This window comes from Burkholderia sp. AU27893 (assembly GCF_002223205.1).
GTDB lineage: Bacteria > Pseudomonadota > Gammaproteobacteria > Burkholderiales > Burkholderiaceae > Burkholderia.
On sequence record NZ_NKFD01000002.1, the window covers coordinates 153089 to 176048 of the forward strand.

Sequence of the window (22960 nt, forward strand, 5' to 3'; positions counted from 1 at the left end):
GGCCGCGCGACGCGCCTGCGTTTTACGCGGGCTTGCGCTTCGCCTCGAGCGTTTCCCACCGTTCGAGCGCTTCGAGCAATTCGTCGTCGATCGCCGCGAACCGCTCGGTCAGGCGCGTGCCTTCCTGCGGATCCTTCGCGAAAATCGAGCCGTCTTCGAGCCGCGCATTGATCGTCTTCTGCTCCTCTTCCAGCGCCGCGATCTTCTCCGGCAGCGCATCGAGCTCGCGCTGCTCGTTGAACGACAGCTTCACCGTGCGTTGCGTGTTACGGCCCGCGGCGCTTTTCGCCGCCTCTTCCTTCACCGGCGCGGCTTCCTTGACCGCACGCTTCGCGGCTTCCTGCTGCGCGAGCTGATCGGCGCGCGCGCTCTGGATCTGCCAGTCGCTGAAACCGCCCACGTATTCGCGCCACTTGCCGTCGCCCTCGGCCGCGATCACCGACGTCACGACGTTGTCGAGGAACGCGCGATCGTGGCTGACGAGCAGCACCGTGCCGTCGTAGTCTGCCAGCAGCTCCTCGAGCAGTTCGAGCGTCTGGATGTCGAGGTCGTTGGTCGGTTCGTCGAGCACCAGCACGTTGGCCGGACGCGCGAACAGGCGCGCGAGCAGCAGCCGGTTGCGCTCACCGCCCGACAGCGACTTCACCGGCGACCGCGCGCGTTCCGGCGCGAACAGGAAATCGCCGAGATAGCTCATCACGTGCTTGCGCACGCCGCCGATCTCGACCCATTCGCTGCCGGGGCTGATCGTATCCGCGAGGCTCTTCTCCTGGTCGAGCTGCGCGCGCATCTGGTCGAAATACGCGACCTGCAGGTTGGTGCCGATGCGCACCGTGCCTTCGTCGGGCTTCAGCTCGCCGAGAATCAGTTTGAGCAGCGTCGTCTTGCCGGCGCCGTTCGGGCCGATGAAGCCGATCTTGTCGCCGCGCATCACCGTCGTCGAGAAGCGATCGACGACCGCGCGGCCGCCGTAGCGCTTCGTCACGTCGGTCAGCTCGGCGACGATCTTGCCGGACTTCTCGCCCTGCGCGACATCCAGCTTCACGTTGCCCAGCGTGTTGCGGCGCTCCGCGCGCTCGTTGCGCATCTGCACGAGCCGCGCGATGCGGCCGACGCTGCGCGTGCGGCGCGCTTCGACGCCCTTGCGGATCCACACTTCTTCCTGCGCGAGCAGCTTGTCGAACTTCTCGTTTTCCACGCGCTCGATTTCGAGCTGCTGCGCCTTGCGCGTCTGGTACGCGGAGAAATTGCCCGGGTACGACAGCAGCCTGCCGCGATCGAGATCGACGATGCGCGTCGCGACGCGGTCGACGAACGCGCGATCGTGCGTGATGAACAGCAGGCCGGCGCGCTGCGCGACGAGCAGTTCCTCCAGCCAGCGGATGCCGTCGAAGTCGAGGTGGTTGGTCGGTTCGTCGAGCAGCAGCACGTCGGGCTGCAGCACCAGCGCGCGTGCCAGCGCGACACGCTTCTGCATCCCGCCCGACAACGCATCGACGGGGGCATCGACGTCCGCCAGGCCGATCTGCGCGAGCGTCATCGACACGCGCGTGCGCCAGTTCCACGCGTCGTGCGCATCGAGCGACGACTGCAGCGCGTTCATCCGCGCGAGCAGCGCATCGTGCTCGGCGCCTTCGGGGATATCCGCGAGGCGGTGCGCGATCGAATCGTATTCCTCGAGCAGTTCGCGTGTGTGCGCGAGCCCCGATGCCACTGCATCGAACACCGTCGCGCCCGGCTCGAATTCGGGCTCCTGCGGCACGTAGACGGTCACGAGTTCCTGCTGGCGCGTGACGAGCCCGTCGTCGGGCTTCGCGAGCCCGGCGACGATCTTCAGCAACGACGACTTGCCCGCGCCGTTGCGGCCGATCAGGCCGACGCGCTCGCCGGCTTCCAGCGAGAAATCCGCGTGATCGAGCAACGCGACGTGTCCGAACGCGAGCTGCGCGCCGGAAATGGAATAGAGCGACATGGGGAGACGGCGAAGAGAGGAATCGGAAGCGCCCATTGTACCGGTCGCGGGCGGCGTTACCGGCATGGCCGGACGGATAAGGCCGGCAAACGGGTTGGGAGACGGGTTGGGACGTGCTTTTGGCGGCCGGCAGGCGGCGATCGACGCGCAGCGACGCGATGCGATGGCGCGCCGAGCGCGGCCGGCTGCCGGTAGCGGACGCCGGCCGCGAATTCCGAGCGAAAGGGCCAACGTCGGCCGGAGGCCTGCAGCCGGCCGATCGACCATTCCGCGCCGGACGCCTCGGGCGCCCGTACGCGGCACATGCGATTACTTCACGTTGATCGTGATCGTCGAGCTCAATTCGGGGCCGTACGAGCGGTGCACGCCGTCGCCCAACTGCAGCGTCAGCGTGTGCTGGCCGGGCGGCAGATTGATGTCGGTTTCGGTTTGTGCCTTGCCGAAGTGCAGCGAACGCTCGCTCGCGGGAATCACGTCGCCCTTCGGAATCGGCCGGCCGTCGATCAGCAGGTGATGATGGCCCGTGTTCGGCGTGTTGTCGCCGGCCGGTCGAAGCTCCATCCCTTCAAGCCCGAACTTCACATGCACCGGGTTCGACACCGTCGCGCCTTCGCTCGGCGCTTCGAAATACACGCGCGCCTCGGCCCGCGCCATCGTCGACATGGCCATCGCCGCCACGCATACCGCACCTGCGATCCACTTTCTGTTCAGCATCGCATTCTCCTTATGATTGGACAGCCCCGGAAGCATACACCGCACGCACGGCAGGCGTGTTTCGGTTGCGTTGTTCGCGATGCGTACGTTTAAAACGACGTTGCGGAGCCGTTCGACGAAATTCCGGTACCATTGCGCCTTTCGTCCGCCGGCCACGCCGCGGGCGGCATCACCGGATTTCCATTTTCCCGAGTGCTACATGAGTGAAGTAACCGAATACCAGAGCTGGGTCTGCCTGATTTGCGGGTGGGTCTACAACGAAGCGGAAGGGCTGCCCGACGAAGGCATCGCGCCCGGCACCCGCTTCGCCGACATTCCCGCCGACTGGCGCTGCCCGCTGTGCGATGTGGGCAAGGAAGATTTCGTCGTCGTCGATTTCTGATTCGCTGACACGCTGATTTCCGATCGCGGGTGATCACGCGATCACGCGCGTCGGCGTGCATTCCGCCCCGCCGACGCGCTGCGCGTTTGCTATACTCTGCGCGCTGTCCACACTGCCGTCCGGTTCGCGTCTTTCTGCGTTTTCCCCGGACATGGCGCTCCCCGTAGTTCAATGGATAGAACAAGCGCCTCCTAAGCGCTAGATACAGGTTCGATTCCTGTCGGGGGGACCAGCCATCCTCATGGCCTCATCCACTTTCCCACGATCCAATACCGCAACGACGTCGACGAAATGCGCCTGACGTTGAAGCCGATCGGGAAGCACAAGCAATCAACGCACACGCCAAATCGAATCGTCGCGCTCGGCAAACCGAGGGTTCCGTTCGACTCGCGATCAAAGATCGTTGACTCTCCCCATCAGCCCGAGTACACTTCGCGCCGCGGGGTGGAGCAGTCTGGCAGCTCGTCGGGCTCATAACCCGAAGGTCGTAGGTTCAAATCCTACCCCCGCAACCAATATCGAAGCCCGCTCTGCGAAAGCAAGCGGGCTTTTTGCTTTTCGCATGTACTGCTGCGTGAGCACCGACGGGCTGCGATGCAGACGAATCGCAAAACATTCAGCCCCAGGCATCCCCTGCGACACACGATCGCATCCCGCCCGATCGCCGCGGCCCTGCGCCACACATTGCGTAGAATTCCGAACCTTCTTCAGCATCCGGACTCCCGCAATGATTCGAGCGATCGCGGCACTCGCCGCGCTTTCAGCGATGACCGGCACGGCGAACGCCGCCGACACCCTCACCGCGCCCGCGAAGCCTCGCTATGTCAGCCCCGGCATCGCCAACATCACGAACGCCGCAGCCCCGCACGCGGAAAACCCGTCCCCCAACGCACGCTGCCGCGAACTGGCCGCCGGGATCGACGCCGTTACGCACGCCCCCGACCGCGGCCAGAAGGTCGTGCGCGGAATGGCCCCGGACGGCAAGCCACGCGACGAGCTGCGCGCTTACGACAAGCGCGCCGATCTCGAAACCGAGCATCACCGGCTCGGCTGCCGATAACGAACACACACCGCCCGGTCGAAAAGTCACGCCGGGCGTCGGCATTCACACACTCACGCGTTCGCACCACCGTCGATCGTCAACCCGGTGCCATTGATCGACCGCCCTTCCGGGCCGACCACGAACGCCACGAGCGCCGCCACGTCGTCGGCCTTGCCGTACTGCGGGATCGCCATCCGCGAACGCTGCGCACCGGCATGCTCGCCGTCGGCCGGGTTCATGTCGGTATCCGTCGACCCCGGATGCACGATGTTGACGGTGATGCCGCGCGATCCGAGATCGCGCGCGAGCCCCTGCGTCCAGCCGATCAGCGCGGCCTTGCTCGCCGCATAGAGGCTCATCCCCGCATCGGGCACGCGCGTGGCGAGGCAGCTGCCGGTCGAAACGATGCGCCCGCCCTCCCCGAGATGCCGCGCCGCCGCCTGCGACGCGACGATCACCGCGCGCACGTTCACGTTCAGCGTCGCGTCGATATCGTCGAGCGTGAGGTCGTCCAGCGCGCCGGCCCGGAAAATCCCCGCGTTGTTGACGAGAATGTCGAGACCGCCGAACGCCTCCGCCGCACGATCGACCGCATCGCGCACGGCCACCGGATCGGCGCTGTCGGCCTGGATCGCAACGGCGCGGCGGCCCAGCGCCTCGATGCCGGCGACGACCGCCTGCGCCCGCTCCGCCGATTTCTCGTAGGTGATTGCGACGTCCGCGCCCTCGGCCGCCAGCCGTTTCGCGATCGCCGCCCCGATGCCGCGGCTGCCGCCCGTGACGAGTGCACGCTTGCCCTGAAGTCGGTTCATGTCGGTTCCTTTCCTCATTTATGTAACGACCGACACAGAATGTGACAAGTTGCGCGACACAGTCAATTGATTTAATTTATCGATCGATACAGAAATCGATCAAGGAACGGACGCAATGGCTGAACGAGGCCGACCGAGAAGCTTCGACAAGGAAGCGGCGCTGGATCGCGCGATGGAGGTGTTCTGGCGCCTCGGCTACGAAGGCGCGTCGATGGCCGACCTGACGGCCGCGATGGGCATCGCGTCGCCGAGCCTGTATGCGGCGTTCGGCAGCAAGGAAGCGTTGTTCCGGCAAGCGCTCGATCACTACGGCGCAACGGAGGGACGGGAAATCTGGGCGGGCGTCGAACAGGCCGGCAGCGCGCACGACGCCGTACGGAACTACCTGATGGATACCGCACGCGTGTTCACGCGGCGCTCGAAGCCGGCCGGCTGCCTGATCGTGCTGTCGGCACTGCATCCGGCCGAGCGCTCCGATACGGTCCGGCAAACGCTGATCGCGATGCGCGAGCGCACGGTCGAGAACCTGCGCGAACGTCTCGGGCAAGGGGTCGCGACCGGCGAGATCGCCTCACAAGCGAACCTCGACGCAATCGCGCGGTACTACGTCACGGTCCAGCAGGGGATGTCGATCCAGGCGCGCGACGGTGCGAGCCGTCGCGATCTGGAGGCCGTCGCGCAAGCCGCGCTGGCCGCGTGGCCGGCGCTCGTCGGTACGGGCGGCACTTAGCGACGTTACGCCGCGGCCGCGCCGTAACGTTACTGCTTCGCCGCGTGTTGCACGTCCTTCGACGCATGCCACACGCGATAGCGCACCTCGAAGCCGTCCGGTACATAGACGACGAGCGGCAGGCGACTGTTGTAGCGCAGCAGCTGGCCATCACCGCGCACCTGCACGAATCGTTGCTGCGGTGCCTGGCCCGGGCATGCCATCAGCGTCGATGCCGGCCCCTTCACGTCGGTGAGCCGGTAGTACGTATAGCCCCAGCCCTTCACGTCCTCGGCGGTCAGCTCGCCGCCGAACCACTGCTGGTTGCAGTCGGTCTGCAGCGTCTTGCCGATCATCAGTTCGACTCGCGCATCGCCTTCGTTCTCGAGCGCGGGCAGCGCGATCACGACACGCTGCTGTCCGGCCGCTGCCTGCGGAAACATCTTGATCGACTCGGCCGTCACGGCGGGCGCCGAAGCGGGCCCCGCCACGCAGGCGGCGGCTGTCGTCACGCAGAAGGCGGCCAGTGCGGCCCGGATCGCGAATTTCATCGATGTACTCCTGAAAAACAAAATGAACCCTGGATGCTAACACTTCCATCGCAAGACCTTACGCCGCTGTAATTTGACGACACAATTGCAAACAGCTGGCAATCCCCTTGCGCGGTACTTATACGGGAACCAACGGAGAACATCATGCTGAAGCTCATTGCTGCCGCCGGCGTCGCCACCCTGCTGGCCGGCTGCGTCGTCGCCCCGGACGCCGGATACGGCTATGGCTACGGGCAGCCCTACTATTCCGATCCCGGCTATGCGTACGCCCCGTCGCCCGTGTACGGCACGGTCAATATCTGGGGCGGTGGTGGCGGACGCGACTGGGATCGCGGCCGGCGCGACTACCATCGCTGGGATGGCGATCGTGGCAACCGCGGCAACGGCTGGGGGCGCGGCGGCGGACACCGCGGTGGCGACTGGAACGATGGCGGCGGAGGCGGCGGCCATCGCCACTGACGCGCATTTGCAACCGTTTGTATCCGCGTGCCGCGCGCCACGATGGCCGATGCGTCACGCGGACGAACGGACGGCCGCGCAAAAGACGAAGGCCCTCGCATCAAGCGAGGGCCTTTTTGTCGTCCGGCGCGATGAAGCGAACGGCGCTACCGCCGCCCGTTCACGCTTCGCGCGTCGGCGTGCTCACCAGCCTGCCGGCTGCGCGTAGCCACCCGATACGGGCGCGCCGCACACATACGCGCGCTGGTAGCGGTCGTAGCAATAGTTCGGGCCGTCGTCCTGGTACTGCGCCTGCTGGTAGGTCGGATACGCAGGCTGCTGGTACGCGGGCGCCTGGTAGTACGTCGGCGGCTGATAGGCCGGCGCCTGGTAAGCAGGCGCCTGATACGCGACGGGCGGATTCATCGCGGACGTCACGATCGCGCCGAGCACCGCGCCGCCGATCAACGCGCCGATGACGGCGCCACCGTCGCGGCCATGCGCGGACGCCGGGCCTGCCACGGCAAGCGAGCCGGCGAGGACACACACTGCGGCAATTTTTTTCATGATGGACTCCCACGCGAAGTGGTACTGGATGTGATGCATTGTGGCGGCTTGCGGCCGTAATAGATGCAGCAAGTGGTAACGCGCGATTACCGGTATCACGCCCATCGAAATGCGCCGTCGCCGTGCTACGATTTTCGGCATACAGGAGACGCCGTCATGCAGCCGGAAACCGCCCGCCGTTTCGATACCGAATTCGCCCCGCGCATCGCACAGGCAATCGCCGCCTTCTTCGCCGAACACGTGCTGACCGACGTCGTCCCGTATGGCGGCCACGGGCACCCGACGCGCGTGCAGATCCGCAGCGCACCGCACGAGCACGTCAGCGGCTTCGAGCATCCGCTGAACCTCGAGCTGACCTGGGACACCGACGAAATCGAGCGGCTGATGGAGCCGGACGGCCCGCAACGCTTCGAGCACTACCTCGCCGCGCTGCCGAAAAAGCTGGGTGCATGGCAGAGCGCGCGCGACATCGATCTCCTGTCGCGCACGCAGGCCGACCCGCTCGTGCGACTCGGCGGCCTCGACTTCGAAGGCTGAGCGCCGGCGTCGCGCGATGCGGCCCGGTGATACACTCGACCGGCCCCGCTCCGGTGCAGTTGCGCCGGCCGGGCCGCTCATCGCCGCCTCCCCCCTTGCGCATGGTTGCGCACGCAACCGGCAACCGGGCGCGCGGACAACCACGCCTCTGCTCCCGCCATGAACGCCGATACCGGCCTGCCGCTTCCGCAACGCTACTGGGCGATCGTCTGCGTCGCACTGGGCATCACGCTCGCCGTGCTCGACGGCGCCATCGCGAACGTCGCGCTGCCGACGATCGCGCGCGACCTGCACGCATCCGACGCCGCGTCGATCTGGATCGTCAACGCGTACCAGCTCGCGGTCACGATCACGCTGCTGCCGCTCGCGTCGCTTGGCGAGCGCATCGGCTATCGCCGTATCTACATCGCGGGGCTCGCACTGTTCACCGCGGCGTCGCTCGGCTGCGCGCTCGCCGGCTCGTTGCCGATGCTGGCCGTGATGCGCGTGATCCAGGGCTTCGGCGCGGCCGGCATCATGAGCGTCAACGCGGCGCTCGTGCGGATGATCTACCCGTCGTCGATGCTCGGGCGCGGGCTGTCGATCAATGCGATGGTGGTGGCGCTGTCGTCGGCGATCGGACCGACGGTCGCGTCCGCGATCCTGTCGTTCGCGTCGTGGCCATGGCTGTTCGCGGTCAACGTGCCGATCGGCATCGCCGCGGTAGTCGGCAGCCTGCGTGCGCTGCCGGCCAACCCGCTGCACGACGCACCGTACGATTTCGCGAGCGCGGTGATGAACGCGTGCGTGTTCGGGCTGCTGATCACGGCCGTGGACGGGCTCGGCCATGGCGAAGGCCATGCGTATGTCGCGGCCGAGCTGGCCGTCGCGTTCGTCGTCGGCTACTTCTTCGTGAAGCGCCAGCTGTCGCAGCCGGCGCCGCTGCTGCCGGTCGACCTGATGCGCATCCCGATGTTCGCGCTGTCGGTCTACACATCGACGGCGTCGTTCACGTCGCAGATGCTCGCGTTCGTCGCGCTGCCGTTCTGGCTGCAGAACTCGCTCGGCTTCTCGCAGGTCGAGACGGGCCTGTACATGACGCCGTGGCCGCTCGTGATCGTGTTCGCCGCGCCGCTCGCGGGCGTGCTGTCGGATCGCTATTCGGCCGGCATCCTCGGCGGGATCGGGCTCGCGCTGTTCGCGGCCGGGCTGCTGTCGCTCGCGACGATCGGCGCGCACCCGGGCACCGTCGACATCGTGTGGCGGATGGCGCTGTGCGGTGCGGGCTTCGGGTTGTTCCAGTCGCCGAACAACCGCGCGATGCTGTCGTCGGCGCCGCGCGAACGCAGCGGCGGCGCGGGCGGCATGCTGAGCACCGCGCGGCTCACCGGGCAGACGCTCGGTGCCGCGCTCGTCGCGTTGATTTTCGGGCTCGTGCCGGACCGCGGGCCGACGATCGCGCTCTATGTCGCCGCCGCATTCGCGGCGGTGGCCGCGGTCGTCAGCATGCTGCGCATCACGTCGCCGCGGCCGGACACGGCGACCTGACGCCCCCGCGCACCGCGTGCGTGGCCGAGCATCATGCCGCGTCGAGCGCGTCCAGCACGAAGCGCACTCGCGTCTTCACACTCTCGCGCGGCAGTTCGACCAGCCGGTAGCCATACGACGTGTAGCACTCGACCATCGCGTCGTAGGTGCGCACGGCTTCCGCGAAATCCTGCCGGCGTTCGGTGTCCTGCGTATAGATGTCCGGCCACGGCGGCGCGATGAACACGCGCCGGTGGTAGCGGAACCGGCGGGCCGCGGCTTGCGCATGCGCGGGCACCGCGAGCCCTGTCAGCCGGAGATAGCCGACCACGTCCGGCACACCGCGATCGAAGAACACGGGCCCGCGCGCGTGGCGCGCGAGCTCGTACGAGCGCATCTCCCAGCTCAGCATCAGCTCGGCGAACGCCGCCGGGTCACGCCACGGCAACGCGTGGCCGTCGATCGCCATCTGGTCGCGGATCACGCCGCGACCGGCTTCCTGCGAGCGCGCGAAACCGGCGCGTTCGAGCGCGTCGAGCAATGTGCTCTTGCCCGAGCCCGGGCCACCGGTGACGATAAAGAAGCGGCGGGCGGCTTCTTCGCCAGCGTCGTCGGCGGCGCCGGGCGCCTGCACGACTTCACGCATGCGCAACCCGCCGGCCCGCGCGCCGCGTAACCGATGCGGCCGCCGCGACACTGCGCAAGTCGGCAACGAACGTATCGCGCCAGACCGACAGGTCGTTCGCGCGCAGCCGCGCGAGGTTTTCCTCATGGCGCGCCTGCCGCTCCGCGAGCGGCATCGACAGCGCGCGCTCGAGCGCCTCGGCCATCTGCGACAGGTCGTACGGATTGACGAGGAGCGCGCCGGTCAGCTCGGCTGCCGCGCCCGCGAACTCCGACAGCACGAGCACGCCCGGATCGGCCGGATCCTGCGACGCGACGTACTCCTTCGCGACGAGATTCATCCCGTCACGCAGCGGCGTCACGTAGCCCACCTGCGACATCCGGAAGAACGCCATCAGCAGGTTGCGCTCGTACTTGCGGTTCAGGTACTGGATCGGTGTCCAGTCGAGCTGCGAGAAGCGGCCGTTGATGCGGCCGGCCTCGCCCTCGAGCGTTTCGCGGATGTCCTGATAGGTCTTCACGTCGGAACGCGTCGGCGGGGCGATCTGCAGGAGCGACACGCGCCCCTGCCAGCCCGGCGCGTTCGCGAGCATCCGCTCGAACGACTGGAAGCGCTCGACGAGCCCCTTCGAATAATCGAGGCGGTCGACGCTCATCACCAGCTTGCGGCCGTCGAGCGCCTCGCGCAGCATCTTCACCGGCTTGCGCGTGCCGTACTGGACGGCCGCCTGCGCGATCGCGTCGGGATGCACGCCGATCGGATAGGCGGCGACCTTCACGACGCGGCCATGCGCGTGCAGCATCCCGTCGTCGCTTGCCGCGCCGATCCCGCGCCGCTCGATGTAGTCGGTAAACGCCTGCTTGTCGGCCTCGGTCTGGAAGCCCGCGACGTCGTACGCGCACATGAACTTCACGAGCTCCTCGTGCGGCGGCACGAGACGCAGCATGTCGGGCGACGGAAACGGGATGTGCAGGAAGAAGCCGATCGGGTTCTTCACGCCGAGCTCGCGCAGATAATGCGCGAACGGCAACAGGTGATAGTCGTGCACCCAGATCAGGTCGTCGGGACGCAGCAACGCGGCGAGCTGCTTCGCGAGCATCGCGTTCACGCGCAGGTAGCCCGCGTACTCCTGGCGGTCGAAGCGCGCGAGATCGCCGCGGTAATGGAACACCGGCCACAGCGTCGCGTTCGAGAAACCGCGGTAGTACTGGTCGTAGTCGCGGCGGGTCAGCCCGACCGTCGCATAAGTGACGTTGCCGTCCCGCTGGATTGCGGGCGCGGTGTCGGATGCGTCGACGATCTCGCCGTTCCAGCCGAACCAGACGCCGCCCGTTTCCTTCAGCGCGTCCATCACGCCGACCGCCAGGCCACCCGCGCTCGGGCGCGTGTCCTCGCCGGCGGCGACACGGTTCGATACCACGATCAATCTGCTCATGCGACTTCCCCTCCTCGATTCGATTGGCTGGCGCGCGACGCACGCCAAAGCGGGCGCGGCGGCCCGAAGGCGGCCGCGCGGCGACTCAGTTCCGAGAATTGCAATGAAATACGGCGGTGGAATGCGGCTACGACGGAATCACGCGTCCTGCTCCTGACCGAGGTCGCGCTGATAGTCGAGCCCTTCCGGGCGGGCACCGCCCTGGTTGTGATCGCCGTCCGACGGCGTGTCGTCGGGCGCGCCCGGCGGCGGCGCCGACGGCGCGTCGGTCCGCGGACGCGGGCGGTCTTCCGGACGGACGGCCGCCGCGTCGGGCGGCCGAGGTGACAGCCGTTTCGAACGGCGCATAGCTGGGTGTCTCATATGCGGTGCGGCCCGAGGCCGTCGTAGAAACATTCCATCGCACGACAGTCTAGGTCGCCCGATCGCATCCGAAGGTAACAATTACCTTCAATTTGTAACGTTTCGACCCCTCCGCAAGCATCTATCCGACAATGACGCCGCTCGCGCGCACGCGGCCTGCCGCACGGCGATTTGTCAAAGCTTTGCAGTTTTCCTATGACAATTGCGAAACAATGACGCGGCATCAGGGCGTGCACGCGTCGCCGCTCACCCAGACAGGACTTGCACTCAGGGATGAACATTCGTTTCGAATCGCCGCGCCGGGCCACGCCGGCGCGCGTCGCGCTGGCCGTGATCGCCACGGCCGCACTGCTGTCCGGCTGCAACTCGCTGTACAGCGAAGGCGCGACAGCCGGCGCCGGTATCGCGGGCGCCGCGATCGCCTCCAAGGTCACCAACAACGCCGCCGTCGCCACGGGCATCGGCCTCGGCGCCGTCGCCGGCGCACGGGCGGGTGTCCAGTACACGCAGCGCGTCGCACACCGTTACACACAGGAACAGATCGCGAAGGCCGCCGGCCCGCTCGACGTGGGCGGCGTCGCACCGTGGTCGACGCACCACTCGTTTCCGATCGAGGACGACGAGCAGGGTCGCGTGACGGTCAGCCGCATGATCAGTGTCGGCCCGCTCGACTGCAAGGAGATCGTGTTCGCGGTCGACACGCCCGCTAAAGCCGACAAGGCCGCGCAATCGGCGTTCTACGTCGCCACGATCTGCCGCGACGGCCCCGCGTGGAAATGGGCATCGGCCGAGCCGGCGACCGAACGCTGGGGCGCACTGCAATGAGCGTCGCGCTCCGTATCGCGGCCATCGGCGCGATGTGCGCGGCAACGGCCACGCTGTCGGGCTGCGGGTCGGTCGGCGCGGCGAGCGGCGCCCTCGCCGGCGCGGCGACGGGCCTCGTCACCGCGAACCCGGCGGTCGGCGTCGGCGTCGGGATTGCCGTGCAGGCCGCGACCGACGAAGCCGTCAACCGCACGATGAAGCAGCTCCATCAGAACCAGCAGGACGCGATTGCGAAGACGGCCGGCAGCCTGGCCGTCGGCGAAGTAAAGCCGTGGAAGGTGAAGAACACGCTGCCGCTGGAAAACGGCGAAGGCGAAGTGCGCGTCACGCGCGCGTACGCGTCGGCGCTCGCGATCTGCAAGGAATTCGCGTTCTCGGTGAAGGATGGCGACAAGGCCGACTGGTATTTCGCGAATGCGTGCCAGCAAGGCACGCACTGGAAGTGGGCGTCGGCGGAACCGGCGGTCGATCGGTGGGGGAATCTGCAGTAGCGATGCGATAGGCCGCGCATCATGCGCGGTGCCGTTGCCGATGCCGTTCCGCTCGGCCGCAACCGGCAGTCGTTAGATGGACGCGCCAAGCAGCATCGCGCTGCCCTTGATCCGCGCGGACAACGCACCCATCTTCCGGATTGCTGGCCAGGTGCCCTCACCTGTCGGCCAATCAAGTCAGCCGCCAAGCATCCGACTTGCCAATCCGGGCACTTCGATCATCGGCACGTTCGTCCGCCGGACGATCAGATCGATGCGCCTGTCCGCCGATTGAACGCGGCCCGCATGACATCCGGGCCGATCATTTCCATTCGACTCAGCTCGGCAAGGACCGCCGCAAGTATGCCGTCGACCTCGGGATCCACCGCTCTCATCTGCTTCAGCAACGCAGGCTGGAAGGCTTCATCTTCATTGATTCCCGCCTCCCCCGTCTGACGTCGCGCACGATACAGCACGCCAACCCAGTAGCGAATGCGCTCGATTGCGCTCCATCCCGCATAGGTGTTCGGGAACCTCGCTTTTTCGATCGCTTGCCGAACGATTGTCTCGGGATCGCCCAGAAACCGCATGAAGAACATCTGTTCGCCGACGGCAAGCTTCGACGAAGTCACGGGATCGTACGCGGTATAGGTTTCGTAACGAACGTCGGTAGCGGCCTCGAGCCGATTGCCCACTTGCACCCGGATTCCATCCCGCAGAACGATCCGCCGCTCGATCGGAAATCGTGCTTCGCGCTCGCTGCGTGACAGCAGACGCCCCGATTGCGGCGAAAACTCGACTTCATGTTGACGACCGATTTTCGCGTCGACGTACCAAACGACGATCGTTTGCGACTCGGCATTCTCGAGCGCCTTCAAGAAAATTGCCTCGGGAATCAACACCGTCAACGATGAAGGCAGCGCGGAGTACGGCAACTTGTCACGCTTCAACATCGCGACGGCCCCCAAGCAATTTGCCCGGATAGTTCCGGGCCGGATACCGCCAACTTCGCACCCCGCGGCAGCCGTTACGCACGCGCGCGAAGCTGCGCCACCCTGTCCTTGATCTTCGCGGACAACGCATCGTCCGGGTTGTAGGTCAGGCACCGCTCCAGATCGGCAATCGCAGCCTTGATATCGCCCAGCGTCTCGTAAACGCGGGCGCGGTTGAAATAGACGAAAGGCTGATCGGGATTGAGCTTCAGCGCCTTGTCGAAATAATCCAGCGACTTCTGGTAGCCGCCGCCTTCGAGGAAAATCGTCGCGAGCGTGCAATACGCCGACGCGTCCGTGTACCCCAGTTCGATGGCCCGATTCAGGTCGTTCAACGCAAGATCCGTCTTCTTGATCATCGCGAAGGTCGTGCCGCGGTCCGCATACGTCGCCGCGTCTTCCGGCGCGATTTTCAGGATGTCGCCGTACAGCCCGAGCGCGTCCTCGATGCGCCCCTGCGACACGAAACCACGCGCCCGCATGCGAATCGGTGAAAAATCAGGATTCTTGTCGGTCATTCCATTCAGCTCCAAAAACTTCGTTCTTCCATTATCCGCTTCGCCGTCCGGAAACCGCCCCGGTTCAGGGAGCCGATTTCTCGATGAGCCCTTTCAGGTAGCTCTCAAACACACTGAACCGGACAATCGACGCATTTCGCCTGGTTGGATGCGGACCCGCCGCAGCTTTCACGGCTTCCGGCAGATCGTCCCTCAACCACAACTCGGGCATCTGCAACCGCGCGTACGATTCACCGTCAATTTCCTCCAGGACCATGTGGCCGCGCCATGGATATTCGTTGAACACGCCGGACACCTGATGGACGAAGAGCAGCGCCCGCTCCCCGATCTGGAGCGAAACGTTCCCCCACGTCGCAGGTCCACTGTAAAACTCGAACTCCGTCCCGAGGTGATCCGGCGTGATGCCCTTTCCGCAGGAATAGATCTGCTCTATTTTTGCCCGGAGTACGTGCGGACTCGGTGAATCGATGACGGACACGAACACCAGGTCGTGCATTCTGACAGCGGCGGAATAAAGGCTCTCTGACACATTCATAAGATTCAATTTCCCGGCGTCCAGGGCGTGCCCACTTTCTCGAGCTCCGGCATGTAGTTCTGCAATTTCCCTGTTCCTTCAGGAATGGGAATGCCGAGGCGTCCTGGAAACGTTGCACAGTTATAGTTATTTTCGGGCCATTCGCCAGACTTGGGCGGCCATTGATACCGGATGTCATCCATCGGTCCACGTGCAAGCAGTTCCTCATGTGCCGCCAGTATCGATTCGTACTGCTCTTGCGTGACCGGTATCTTTTGCTCGTACACCGTCTGTAGAGCGCCGCCGCCACCACGGGCAGGCAGCGGCTCTTTCGCGACCGCGATGAATGCGTCTTGATCCGCGGTAAGCATCCCGGGGTAACTGCCCGATCCCTTCAGGTTGCCAAACACTTCCGCTGCGCTCGCGTCTCCCGTTGCGGGACCAAAGCCCCATATCGTCTTGCCACCGTCCAGCGAATACCCGACGTGGCCAGTGTACTGATACGGATGCATGCCGGCTTCGACGTCGGACACCCGTCCGCCGCCACGAAACCCGAACAGCGAAATCGTCGGCTGCTCCGTCGCGCCCGCGGCACCTTCGACGGCCTCCAGCGCCGACAACTCGCCAGCCACCGAGCCCGCCCCCCTCGCCCCGCTGACGAGCCCGGCCCCCTTCCCCGCGCCGAATCCACCCAGCAAGCTTCCTCCAAGCATCGACCACTTCTGCCCGTCGGAACCCTCGCCGAAGATCTTTCCGCCCAGCCACCCGCCGACTTCGCCGCCGAGAAAACCGCCGGCGGCGCCGAGCAACGCCAGCGCCGGCCCCGCAAGGACAGCCGCGGCGGCAATGCCCACCGCAGCCATCGTCCAGTTGACCCACGCCGGAATCTCGGGATTGTACTCACCGACCGCCGGGCCGCCGATGAACACGTTCGGCGATCCGTCGTTGATCAGCGCGCCGCACATCATCCGGTCTTCCTTGCGGCTCGCCGGCTGGCTGTTGATGAAGACCGTCGACGAACCCTGCGCGACCACCTGCGGCGGACCCGCGTGGTCGCTGCACAGGCCCAGGCTCAGGATGGCCCGCATCGCCGCGCGACTGTTGATGAAGACGTTGGGCGAGCCTTTTATCAGACTTCCCGTGACGTGTCGCGGCGCCCACGACATCGTGCCCAGCACTTCGCCAAGGCCGCCGCCCGCGGCAGCACCCGCGGCGACTGCAGCGACCACCGTCAACGCGGCACCGCCTGTGGCGACCACCGCCACCGCGCCGATCACCGCACCCGCGATCAACCCGGCGATCATCCATCCCTTGGATGCCGTATGCGCAATCGGATCGCCGAGTCGCGCAGCAGCAAGCAATGTATCCACGCGCGCTCCCCGTTAGCCCGCGTTCGCAACCGCGGTCAGATAAGCACGCACGGCCTCGATGCTCTGCATGCCGGTCATGCCCTTCACCGCCGTCACCCCGGCAAGCCGGTCGCCCAGCGACGCGTGCTCGCGCGAATCCGTCGTCCAGAGCGCGAACTGACGGCCATCCAGTGCTCGCCACGCCTGCTGTCCAGCCGGAGCAGGCTGCAACGCGAGCGGCTCGCCGGCCGAGCCGAAGAACGCGGTGTCGTCGAACATTTCCGTGACGTCGTGCCGGAACAGTTCGGCCATGCCGGTGAGCGCGTACAACGTCGCGCTCGGCTCGTGCAGCACGAAGACGATGCCCGCCTCGTCCTGGCCGAGCGCGGTCGGCACAAAAGCCGCACGGTCGGGCCGGGCCAGCACGACACTCGCGAGCAGGCTCTTGTACTCCTTGCTCTTGTCCTCCGTGAACGACTTCGGACAGGTGCCGATGAAACTGATCGCCACGCGCTCGCGCCCGGCCTTCGGCGACATCACCACCGTCTGGCGCTGATGCAGCGGCGCGCCTTCCGACACCCACTGATAATCGACTTCGCGCGCGGTTTCGCCATCGATTTCTCGGTTTTCCAGATGCTTCAATTCGAAACGCGGAAGCGACTTTCGCATCTCCGATACGAGCCGCGTCACGAACGTATCGACCGTGTCGTCCGGCTCCATCGGCGCACGCGAAACCACGAACGTGAATCCGCTGCTCCCTGCTTCATCGACCGTGAACAGGTGAATCGTCTTGTCTTTGAAGTGCGCCGGCAACTGAATGACGGCGTCGTTCATCTGATATTCGGACATGCTCTTCTCGGTTCGGCCTGCCCGTCGGGGCAGGCGCCGGATTGAAACTGTTCGCCGGCTGCACAGGCGCAGCCGGCGCATCCGTCATGCGGCTGACGTTACTGCACGCCCGCCGTGACCAGACGCTTGTGAATGGCTTCGATGCGACTCAGCTGCGGCGAGCCTTTCGGCGTCTGCTGCAGTTCGTCGCCGAGGACTTTCGAATAGGCGAGGCCGTTGTCGTTCTTCACCGACGGATCGGCACCGTGCGCGAGCAGATAATCGACGACGTCCCACTGCCGCAGGCGCGTCGCTTCGTAAAGCGCGGTTTCCTTCATCGAGTCCCGCAGATTGACGTTGGCCTTGTGTTCGACCAGCACGCGCATTTGCGGCAACAGCGTGTCCTTGCAGGTTGCGAACAGCAGCGGCGTATCGCCGTCGTACTTCAGATCCGGGCTCATGCCACCCGCCAGCAACGCTTTGAGCAAGTTGGGCGTGTCTGCCCGCGCAGCCAGATATGCCACGTTCGCGCCGTTCTCGCCGAACGGCTGTTCGGGCTTCGCGCCGTCCCGCACCAGCTCGCTGACGATCTGGAAGTGCACGTTCGTGGCGTCCGTCTTCACCGGAATCGCCTCCTGCACCGCGAACGACAACAGGGTGGCCTTCTTGTTGCCCGGCGCAGCCAGATCGGTACGCGTCGCAAGCGATTTGACCTGCTCGAGATTTCCGTCGCGAATGGCACGCGCCAGCTCGAGTTGCGATCCCGAGAAAAAGTCTTCGGGCGGGTAACGCTTGAAGTCTGCCATTTTTGTTTCCTGTGCTTGAGTCGGCCACCAGAACGGCGACGACAAACCGATTACCGCGACAACCGCGCCCGCGGCGATGACCTTGCTGTATTTCATCAATGTCCCTGAAGTTGGCTCAGCAACGACGCCTGCTGATCGGCAGCGGTCGTTTCCAGTCCGCTCGTCACCTGCCCCATCATGTGGCGCTGAACGGTCGTCAAACTGGTACCCGGAATGGTGATCTGCTCACCGACGGCCTTGGGCATCAATTGCGACGTCACGTCACTGATCGGGCCCAGCCTGCCTTCCTGCACCCCGGTCAGGATGTCGCCATCGACCCGGTAGTTCGTGATGGCCGACGCCCGGGGTGCTGCGCCGTACATCGGCAGCGTTTCGGAATTGAGGCCGGCCGCGTTGAACGTCGTCGCGCCCGCGCCGCTGGCCTGGGACGCTGCCGAAGCCAACCCGCCGCCGAGCGAGTGACCGGTGAGATCGAGGCCGCCTGCATTGCCCGAGCCGTAGATCTTCTTGCCGATGGTCACCGCACGATCGTAGTACGGTGAGTTGTCGCCCAATCCCTGATTGAGGTTGTTCGACCAGTCCTCCTTGACCGTGGGCTGCGTTCCCTTGAAGGCCAGGGTGGGCTTCATGCTGTCGCCGAACACCGCAGGGTCGGGCGCATAGACCTGCGCACCGAAGTTGCTGCCGGGAATCTGCAGGTCTTGCGGCCTCAGGCCGAACTTCTTGAGCGCTTCCGGATCGTTCGATACGTTCTTCCATCCGGGCGGCGCCGTACCTGGCGTGTACACGGCCCCCGCGAGTTTGGCCAGTTGCTGCGCCTTGACCGTCGCCTGAAGCTTGCGAGCCGCCGCCTGCACTTTTGGATCGGCCGACGCGAGACCTGCCGCGATGATCGCCTGTTGATTGGCCCACTCGATCGCCATCGCCTGTTCAGGCGTCACAAAAAGCCCTTGATTCAGATGGATCACCGGGCCATCGAGAAAGATGCCGCTCTGATTGATCAGGATGCTCGATGCGCCATGAGACAGTTTGATGCTGTCCGGCTTCAGTGTGACGATGCTCGCGCCCACCCGATGCTCGATCTCGTCCGTTGCCTGATAGCTCTGCTTCCCCGGCCCGGCATCGCCGGCCAGCGCCTGCACGCCGACGCTGTTGGCCGTCGTGAAGCGCGCCTTCGCGATCTTTTCCGACAGGCTGCCTTCCGCAACGTGCTTGCTCTCGTCGCCTTTCAGCACCGACACGCTTCGCGCTCCGGATTCGACCGTATGCGATTCGTTATCCTTGACGATCGTCTTCATGTCCTTCTGCGCATGCAGAAAGACTTCCTGGGCGCCATTCACATCCGAGAACCGCAGTTCGTTGAAGCCCTCGCCCTTGTGCGTCTGGCTGCGCATCCCCATCGTCTGGCCGCCGCTACCGTGATACGGGTTGCCGGATTCGCCGTTGAACACACGGCCTACGACGATGGGGTTGTCCGGGTCGCCCTGGTTGAACGAGACCAGCACCTCCTGGCCGATCCGTGGAATCGCCGAACCGCCCCATCCCTTGCCTGCCCACGGTTGCGATACGCGCACCCACATCGAGTCCGAGCCGTCGAGCTTGCCGCGCCGGTCCCACAGGAAATGCAGCTTGACCCGGCTGCCGTCGGTGTGAATTTCCTCGCCCTTCGGCCCGACCACGATCGCGGACTGCGTACCCTGCATGTGCGGCTTGGGCGTACGCCGCTCCGGCCGGAACGGAATGTCGATCGGCAAGCACGTAAACGTATTGTGGTACGGCAGCTTCGAGGTCTGCTGGGTATAGTCGTTCGCCACCTGATGACGAACGCGAAGAATCACGAAATCCTTGTTGTTGTAGGCGGACGTGCCGTGATTGACCAGCGTAAAGCGCCCGCTCGTCGTCATGCCGTGCGCATGCCCCGCTCCGTTGAAACGATGCGCGAGCGCTTCTTCCGCTTCCATCGCATAGCATGCGTAACGCTGCCCGTCGTTCCCGTGGTCATACAGCGAATGGAACTGGTAACGCTCCGTCGTCTGGATATTCGGGTGCTTCAGATTGACGGTCGGCACCTCGACATGCATCAGTTGCGACGACGGCTGGTTGTAATTGAAATCCCGGTACGTGATCTTGCCGACTCGGAAGCTGAACGCCTCGTCCCAGCGGTTGATGCCGTTCTGCTCGCTTGCTGCGCTGTTGGCTTCGTACGGAATCGTCTTCAGATTCGGAATCGGCTGAAACATCGCGTTGCTGTCGCCGATCACGAGTACATGCTTGTCGTTTTCGTAGCGGAACGTCCAGATCAGCCCTTCCTGCTCCATCAGGCGCGAGCAGAAACTGTAGTACGACTCGTCGTACATCACGATGTATTCGAGCTTTGGACGATCGCCCTGAATGGCGAACTCGAAATCCGGGAAGCCCATCTCACGGAAAATGTCGCCCAGGATGTCCTGCGGCGTCTGATTCTGGAAGATCCGGCAATCGGTCGAGCGCGTCAGGAACCAGAACCACGGAACGACCGACATTTCGTAGCGGGTCACCGAACCCGAGTTTCCGACACGCCCGAACGACGCAACGTAACCGTCGAAATACCGCTTCGTCTCGATATCGGCCGACGACGTCACGACACGCGTCAGACTGAAATTGCGGCTCTGCGGCTCCAGCGTGATCTTGACCCGCTGCCCGACAATTTCCTGGGGCTCGATATTGTTGCGATGCGACAGCAGATCGAGATGCGTTTCGGTGAGCTGATTGACGTGTTCGTCAATGACGGCCGCGCTGACCAGCAGCACGTCCGGACCGAGCGGTGTTTCGATCGTGACGAAGCGATTATCCTGGGTCAAGCGCGGAACCGCACCCGTCAGGCCGTTGATTGCCTCGGCAATCGACTCCGGTGCCTTGCCGATCAACGACAAGCCGGTTTGAGCCAGTTGAACCGCGCTCGCGGCTCCGCCCAGCAGCCCGGCGCCCGGCATGCCGGTCAGCGCCCCCAGTTGCCCCGCCATTCCGGCAAGCGAACCCAGGTTGCTCAAACCGCCGGCCAAGGCCGCGCCGCCCCCTCCCGTCCCATCGGGGTTTCCGTTTGCAGCGAAACTCATCTTAACCTCGTTTTTTTCGTCCGGCGGACCCGCCGCAACCTAGACGCTATCGCACCAACAAGGCGCTCTCAGCCGCCTTGAAGGCGCTAAATATATCAAACCGCGGAGAATTTCATAACACTTGCCAGCATTTAATATTCCGGAATGACGACAGGCCCGATCGGCCATTCAATCGAACCCCAATATTCATTGCCTGCCGTCGCAGCGTAATCGCGCACCTGTCGCGGCATCGCTTGTGATCAGGCAACGACGAACGACCGGAGTGCGGCGTACACCGGACAACGAGCGACGGGGGGCGGCGGGAATTCGATGCGTGACGGAGTGGATGGCGCAGCCAGAGGCGAGCAAAGCGCTGCGGTCGAGGATCAAACCGGGCGCGGCATCCTTGACGAACGCCATTTTCCGCGCCACCGGCGATGGCGCGGCCCGACGCTCAGATGGAGCATCGCCCGGCGCTCATTGCGATCGCCGGGGGGCAGGCCGCACGGCCCTTGGCTGGGCGCGGCCGGATCAAGGCGCGGCGGACATCAGGGCCGTGTCGGCCGGATGCGCCGGAGGCGCCCCGACTGCGTCAGGACTCGACGTCCTCGAGACTGAAAATCTCGGTCTGGTCGTTGTACGAGAAGATCTCGCCGTAACGGCCCCAGTCGATTACCGCGTCGAGCGTCTCCTCGGCGGCGCCGTCCGACAGGAAATCCTCCAGCTCCTGCTCGAAGCGCACGCGCGGCGCACGATGGCCCGGGCGCTCGTTCAGCACCTTCTTGATCCGCGCCGCGAGCGGCACGTGCTTCAGCAGGTGATCCGCGAACATCAGCTTGCGCTCCTGCGTGCCGAATTCCGCGAACACGCGCCCCGGCGGCGTCAGGAACACGTCGCCTTCGCGCACGTCCGCGAAGCCGAGGTACTGCAGCACTTCGGCGATCGGGAACAGGTCGTCGACTTCCAGATGCAGCGTGCGTGCGATTTCCGGCATGTCCGCGCGGCCGTGGTAAGGCGCCATTGCGAGCGTTTCGATCAGGCCGGCCATCAGGTTGGTCGACACCTGCGGCAGCCAGCTGCCGAGCTCGAGCCCCTTCTTCGTCGCCTCGCCGGTCTGGCGGGCCGTCATCTTCGCGTAGATGTCGTCGACGAGCTTGCGGAACGCCGGGTCGAGACGGTTACGTGGATGCTTGAACGGCACTTTGATCTCGGCGATCACGCGGCCCGGGTTCGACGACAGCACGAGGATCCGGTCGCACATGAACACGGCTTCCTCGATGTTGTGCGTGACGATCAGCACCGACTTGATCGGCATGCGGCCTTGCGTCCACAGATCGAGCAGGTCGGTACGCAGCGTCTCGGCGGTCAGCACGTCGAGCGCCGAGAACGGCTCGTCCATCAGCAGGATGGTCGGATCGACGACGAGCGCGCGCGCAAAGCCCACGCGCTGGCGCATGCCGCCCGACAGCTCGCGCGGGTATGCGTTCTCGAAGCCGTCGAGACCGATCAGGTCGATCGCGGCCAGCGCGCGCTCGCGCCGCTCGCGGGCGCCGACGCCGAGCGCCTCGAGGCCGGCTTCCACGTTCTGCAGCACGGTGAGCCACGGGAACAGCGCGAAGGTCTGGAACACCATCGCGACGCCTTCGGCCGGCCCGCGCAGCGGCTGGCCGAGATAGGTCACTTCGCCGCCGGTCGGCTCGATCAGCCCGGCGATGATGCGCAGCAGCGTCGACTTGCCCGAGCCGGAACGGCCGAGCAGCCCGACGATCTCGCCTTCGCGCAGCGACAGGTTCGCATCGTCGAGCACGAGCAGTTCGCCCTGCGTCTTGTTGAAGCCGCGACAGACGTGATCGACACGCAGGATTTCCTCACCGAGGCGCGGCGGCTGGTTCGTCTGGACGGGGGCGTTTACAGCATTCGGATTGTGCATC

At 65.4% G+C, this 22960-nt stretch carries 24 protein-coding genes and 2 tRNA genes; 10 read left to right on the top strand and 16 right to left on the bottom strand.

Annotated features, from left to right (window positions below; all coding sequences use genetic code 11):
* Nucleotides 1–22 precede the first annotated feature (22 nt).
* Nucleotides 23–2008 carry an ATP-binding cassette domain-containing protein gene (locus CFB47_RS13780; protein ID WP_373453141.1) on the bottom strand — a complete coding sequence of 662 codons (1986 nt, stop codon included), beginning with the start codon at nt 2006–2008 and terminating at the stop codon, nt 23–25.
* A gap of 273 nt (nt 2009–2281) precedes the next feature.
* Entirely contained in the window at nt 2282–2686 is a 405-nt protein-coding gene (locus tag CFB47_RS13785) for a DUF4399 domain-containing protein (protein ID WP_089461471.1), read from the bottom strand.
* Nucleotides 2687–2885: 199 nt separating this feature from the next.
* On the opposite strand from CFB47_RS13785, the gene CFB47_RS13790 reads away from it, so the two are divergent.
* The 4 genes from CFB47_RS13790 (at nt 2886) to CFB47_RS13805 (ending at nt 4128) form a co-directional block, all read left to right on the top strand.
* A complete protein-coding gene (locus CFB47_RS13790) occupies nt 2886–3068 on the top strand; it encodes a rubredoxin (protein ID WP_006398668.1) in 183 nt (60 codons plus the stop codon).
* A gap of 157 nt (nt 3069–3225) precedes the next feature.
* Nucleotides 3226–3300 (top strand) — tRNA-Arg (locus CFB47_RS13795).
* A gap of 206 nt (nt 3301–3506) precedes the next feature.
* Nucleotides 3507–3583 (top strand) — tRNA-Met (locus CFB47_RS13800).
* Between the two features lie 251 nt (nt 3584–3834).
* Complete coding sequence (locus tag CFB47_RS13805; protein WP_089461472.1) at nt 3835–4128, top strand: hypothetical protein; 294 nt, start codon at nt 3835–3837, stop codon at nt 4126–4128.
* Between the two features lie 53 nt (nt 4129–4181).
* Here CFB47_RS13805 and CFB47_RS13810 read toward each other — a convergent pair whose 3' ends face one another.
* Complete coding sequence (locus CFB47_RS13810; protein WP_089461473.1) at nt 4182–4922, bottom strand: SDR family NAD(P)-dependent oxidoreductase; 741 nt, start codon at nt 4920–4922, stop codon at nt 4182–4184.
* A 115-nt stretch (nt 4923–5037) separates the two neighbouring features.
* On the opposite strand from CFB47_RS13810, the gene CFB47_RS13815 reads away from it, so the two are divergent.
* A complete protein-coding gene (locus CFB47_RS13815) occupies nt 5038–5652 on the top strand; it encodes a TetR/AcrR family transcriptional regulator (RefSeq protein WP_089461474.1) in 615 nt (204 codons plus the stop codon).
* A 29-nt stretch (nt 5653–5681) separates the two neighbouring features.
* On the opposite strand, the gene eco is transcribed toward CFB47_RS13815, so the two are convergent.
* Nucleotides 5682–6182: a serine protease inhibitor ecotin gene (gene eco / locus CFB47_RS13820; RefSeq protein WP_046544670.1), complete on the bottom strand. Its 501-nt coding sequence runs from the start codon at nt 6180–6182 to the stop codon at nt 5682–5684.
* A 144-nt stretch (nt 6183–6326) separates the two neighbouring features.
* Between eco and CFB47_RS13825 the strand changes: the two genes are divergently transcribed.
* The gene (locus CFB47_RS13825) at nt 6327–6641 is read left to right on the top strand and encodes a hypothetical protein (RefSeq protein ID WP_039368492.1); all 315 of its coding nucleotides are present in this window, start codon (nt 6327–6329) and stop codon (nt 6639–6641) included.
* A gap of 183 nt (nt 6642–6824) precedes the next feature.
* On the opposite strand, the gene CFB47_RS13830 is transcribed toward CFB47_RS13825, so the two are convergent.
* Nucleotides 6825–7226, bottom strand: coding sequence for a hypothetical protein (locus CFB47_RS13830; protein WP_089456721.1), 402 nt, complete (start codon nt 7224–7226; stop codon nt 6825–6827).
* A gap of 117 nt (nt 7227–7343) precedes the next feature.
* On the opposite strand from CFB47_RS13830, the gene CFB47_RS13835 reads away from it, so the two are divergent.
* A complete protein-coding gene (locus tag CFB47_RS13835) occupies nt 7344–7724 on the top strand; it encodes a DUF5594 family protein (RefSeq protein ID WP_085041199.1) in 381 nt (126 codons plus the stop codon).
* Nucleotides 7725–7883: 159 nt separating this feature from the next.
* Entirely contained in the window at nt 7884–9251 is a 1368-nt protein-coding gene (locus tag CFB47_RS13840; protein WP_089461475.1) for an MFS transporter, read from the top strand.
* 31 nt (nt 9252–9282) lie between these two features.
* On the opposite strand, the gene CFB47_RS13845 is transcribed toward CFB47_RS13840, so the two are convergent.
* The 3 genes from CFB47_RS13845 to CFB47_RS13855 all read right to left on the bottom strand — a co-directional run bounded on the left by CFB47_RS13845 (nt 9283) and on the right by CFB47_RS13855 (nt 11638).
* Nucleotides 9283–9876 (bottom strand): AAA family ATPase, encoded by a 594-nt coding sequence (locus tag CFB47_RS13845; RefSeq protein WP_089461476.1) that lies wholly within the window; start codon nt 9874–9876, stop codon nt 9283–9285.
* Nucleotides 9869–11290 carry an alpha,alpha-trehalose-phosphate synthase (UDP-forming) gene (otsA, locus tag CFB47_RS13850; RefSeq protein WP_089461477.1) on the bottom strand — a complete coding sequence of 474 codons (1422 nt, stop codon included), beginning with the start codon at nt 11288–11290 and terminating at the stop codon, nt 9869–9871. Before otsA ends, CFB47_RS13845 begins: the two co-directional genes overlap by 8 nt.
* A gap of 138 nt (nt 11291–11428) precedes the next feature.
* Nucleotides 11429–11638 carry a hypothetical protein gene (locus tag CFB47_RS13855; RefSeq protein WP_089426067.1) on the bottom strand — a complete coding sequence of 70 codons (210 nt, stop codon included), beginning with the start codon at nt 11636–11638 and terminating at the stop codon, nt 11429–11431.
* A 288-nt stretch (nt 11639–11926) separates the two neighbouring features.
* On the opposite strand from CFB47_RS13855, the gene CFB47_RS13860 reads away from it, so the two are divergent.
* Both CFB47_RS13860 and CFB47_RS13865 read left to right on the top strand, forming a co-directional pair.
* On the top strand, nt 11927–12478 hold the full coding sequence (locus CFB47_RS13860; RefSeq protein WP_089461478.1) for a hypothetical protein: 552 nt from the start codon (nt 11927–11929) through the stop codon (nt 12476–12478).
* A complete protein-coding gene (locus tag CFB47_RS13865) occupies nt 12475–12969 on the top strand; it encodes a hypothetical protein (RefSeq protein WP_089461479.1) in 495 nt (164 codons plus the stop codon). The genes CFB47_RS13860 and CFB47_RS13865 overlap by 4 nt, the downstream gene beginning before the upstream one ends.
* Before the next feature lie 245 nt (nt 12970–13214).
* Here the strand turns inward: CFB47_RS13865 and CFB47_RS13870 are convergent, their stop codons facing one another.
* The 8 genes from CFB47_RS13870 to CFB47_RS13905 form a co-directional block, all read right to left on the bottom strand.
* On the bottom strand, nt 13215–13901 hold the full coding sequence (locus CFB47_RS13870) for a hypothetical protein (protein WP_089461480.1): 687 nt from the start codon (nt 13899–13901) through the stop codon (nt 13215–13217).
* A 74-nt stretch (nt 13902–13975) separates the two neighbouring features.
* Entirely contained in the window at nt 13976–14458 is a 483-nt protein-coding gene (locus CFB47_RS13875; RefSeq protein ID WP_089456727.1) for a tetratricopeptide repeat protein, read from the bottom strand.
* A gap of 64 nt (nt 14459–14522) precedes the next feature.
* On the bottom strand, nt 14523–14993 hold the full coding sequence (locus CFB47_RS13880) for a hypothetical protein (RefSeq protein WP_143330830.1): 471 nt from the start codon (nt 14991–14993) through the stop codon (nt 14523–14525).
* A gap of 5 nt (nt 14994–14998) precedes the next feature.
* On the bottom strand, nt 14999–16342 hold the full coding sequence (locus CFB47_RS13885; RefSeq protein WP_218828682.1) for a PAAR domain-containing protein: 1344 nt from the start codon (nt 16340–16342) through the stop codon (nt 14999–15001).
* Nucleotides 16343–16354: 12 nt separating this feature from the next.
* Entirely contained in the window at nt 16355–17170 is an 816-nt protein-coding gene (locus CFB47_RS13890) for a DcrB-related protein (protein ID WP_089461482.1), read from the bottom strand.
* Nucleotides 17171–17268: 98 nt separating this feature from the next.
* A complete protein-coding gene (locus tag CFB47_RS13895; protein WP_089461483.1) occupies nt 17269–18051 on the bottom strand; it encodes an ankyrin repeat domain-containing protein in 783 nt (260 codons plus the stop codon).
* Entirely contained in the window at nt 18051–21050 is a 3000-nt protein-coding gene (gene tssI, locus CFB47_RS13900) for a type VI secretion system Vgr family protein (RefSeq protein WP_089456732.1), read from the bottom strand. Before tssI ends, CFB47_RS13895 begins: the two co-directional genes overlap by 1 nt.
* Nucleotides 21051–21621: 571 nt before the next feature.
* Nucleotides 21622–22959 (bottom strand): AAA-associated domain-containing protein, encoded by a 1338-nt coding sequence (locus CFB47_RS13905; protein ID WP_011352844.1) that lies wholly within the window; start codon nt 22957–22959, stop codon nt 21622–21624.
* Nucleotide 22960: the final 1 nt, after the last annotated feature.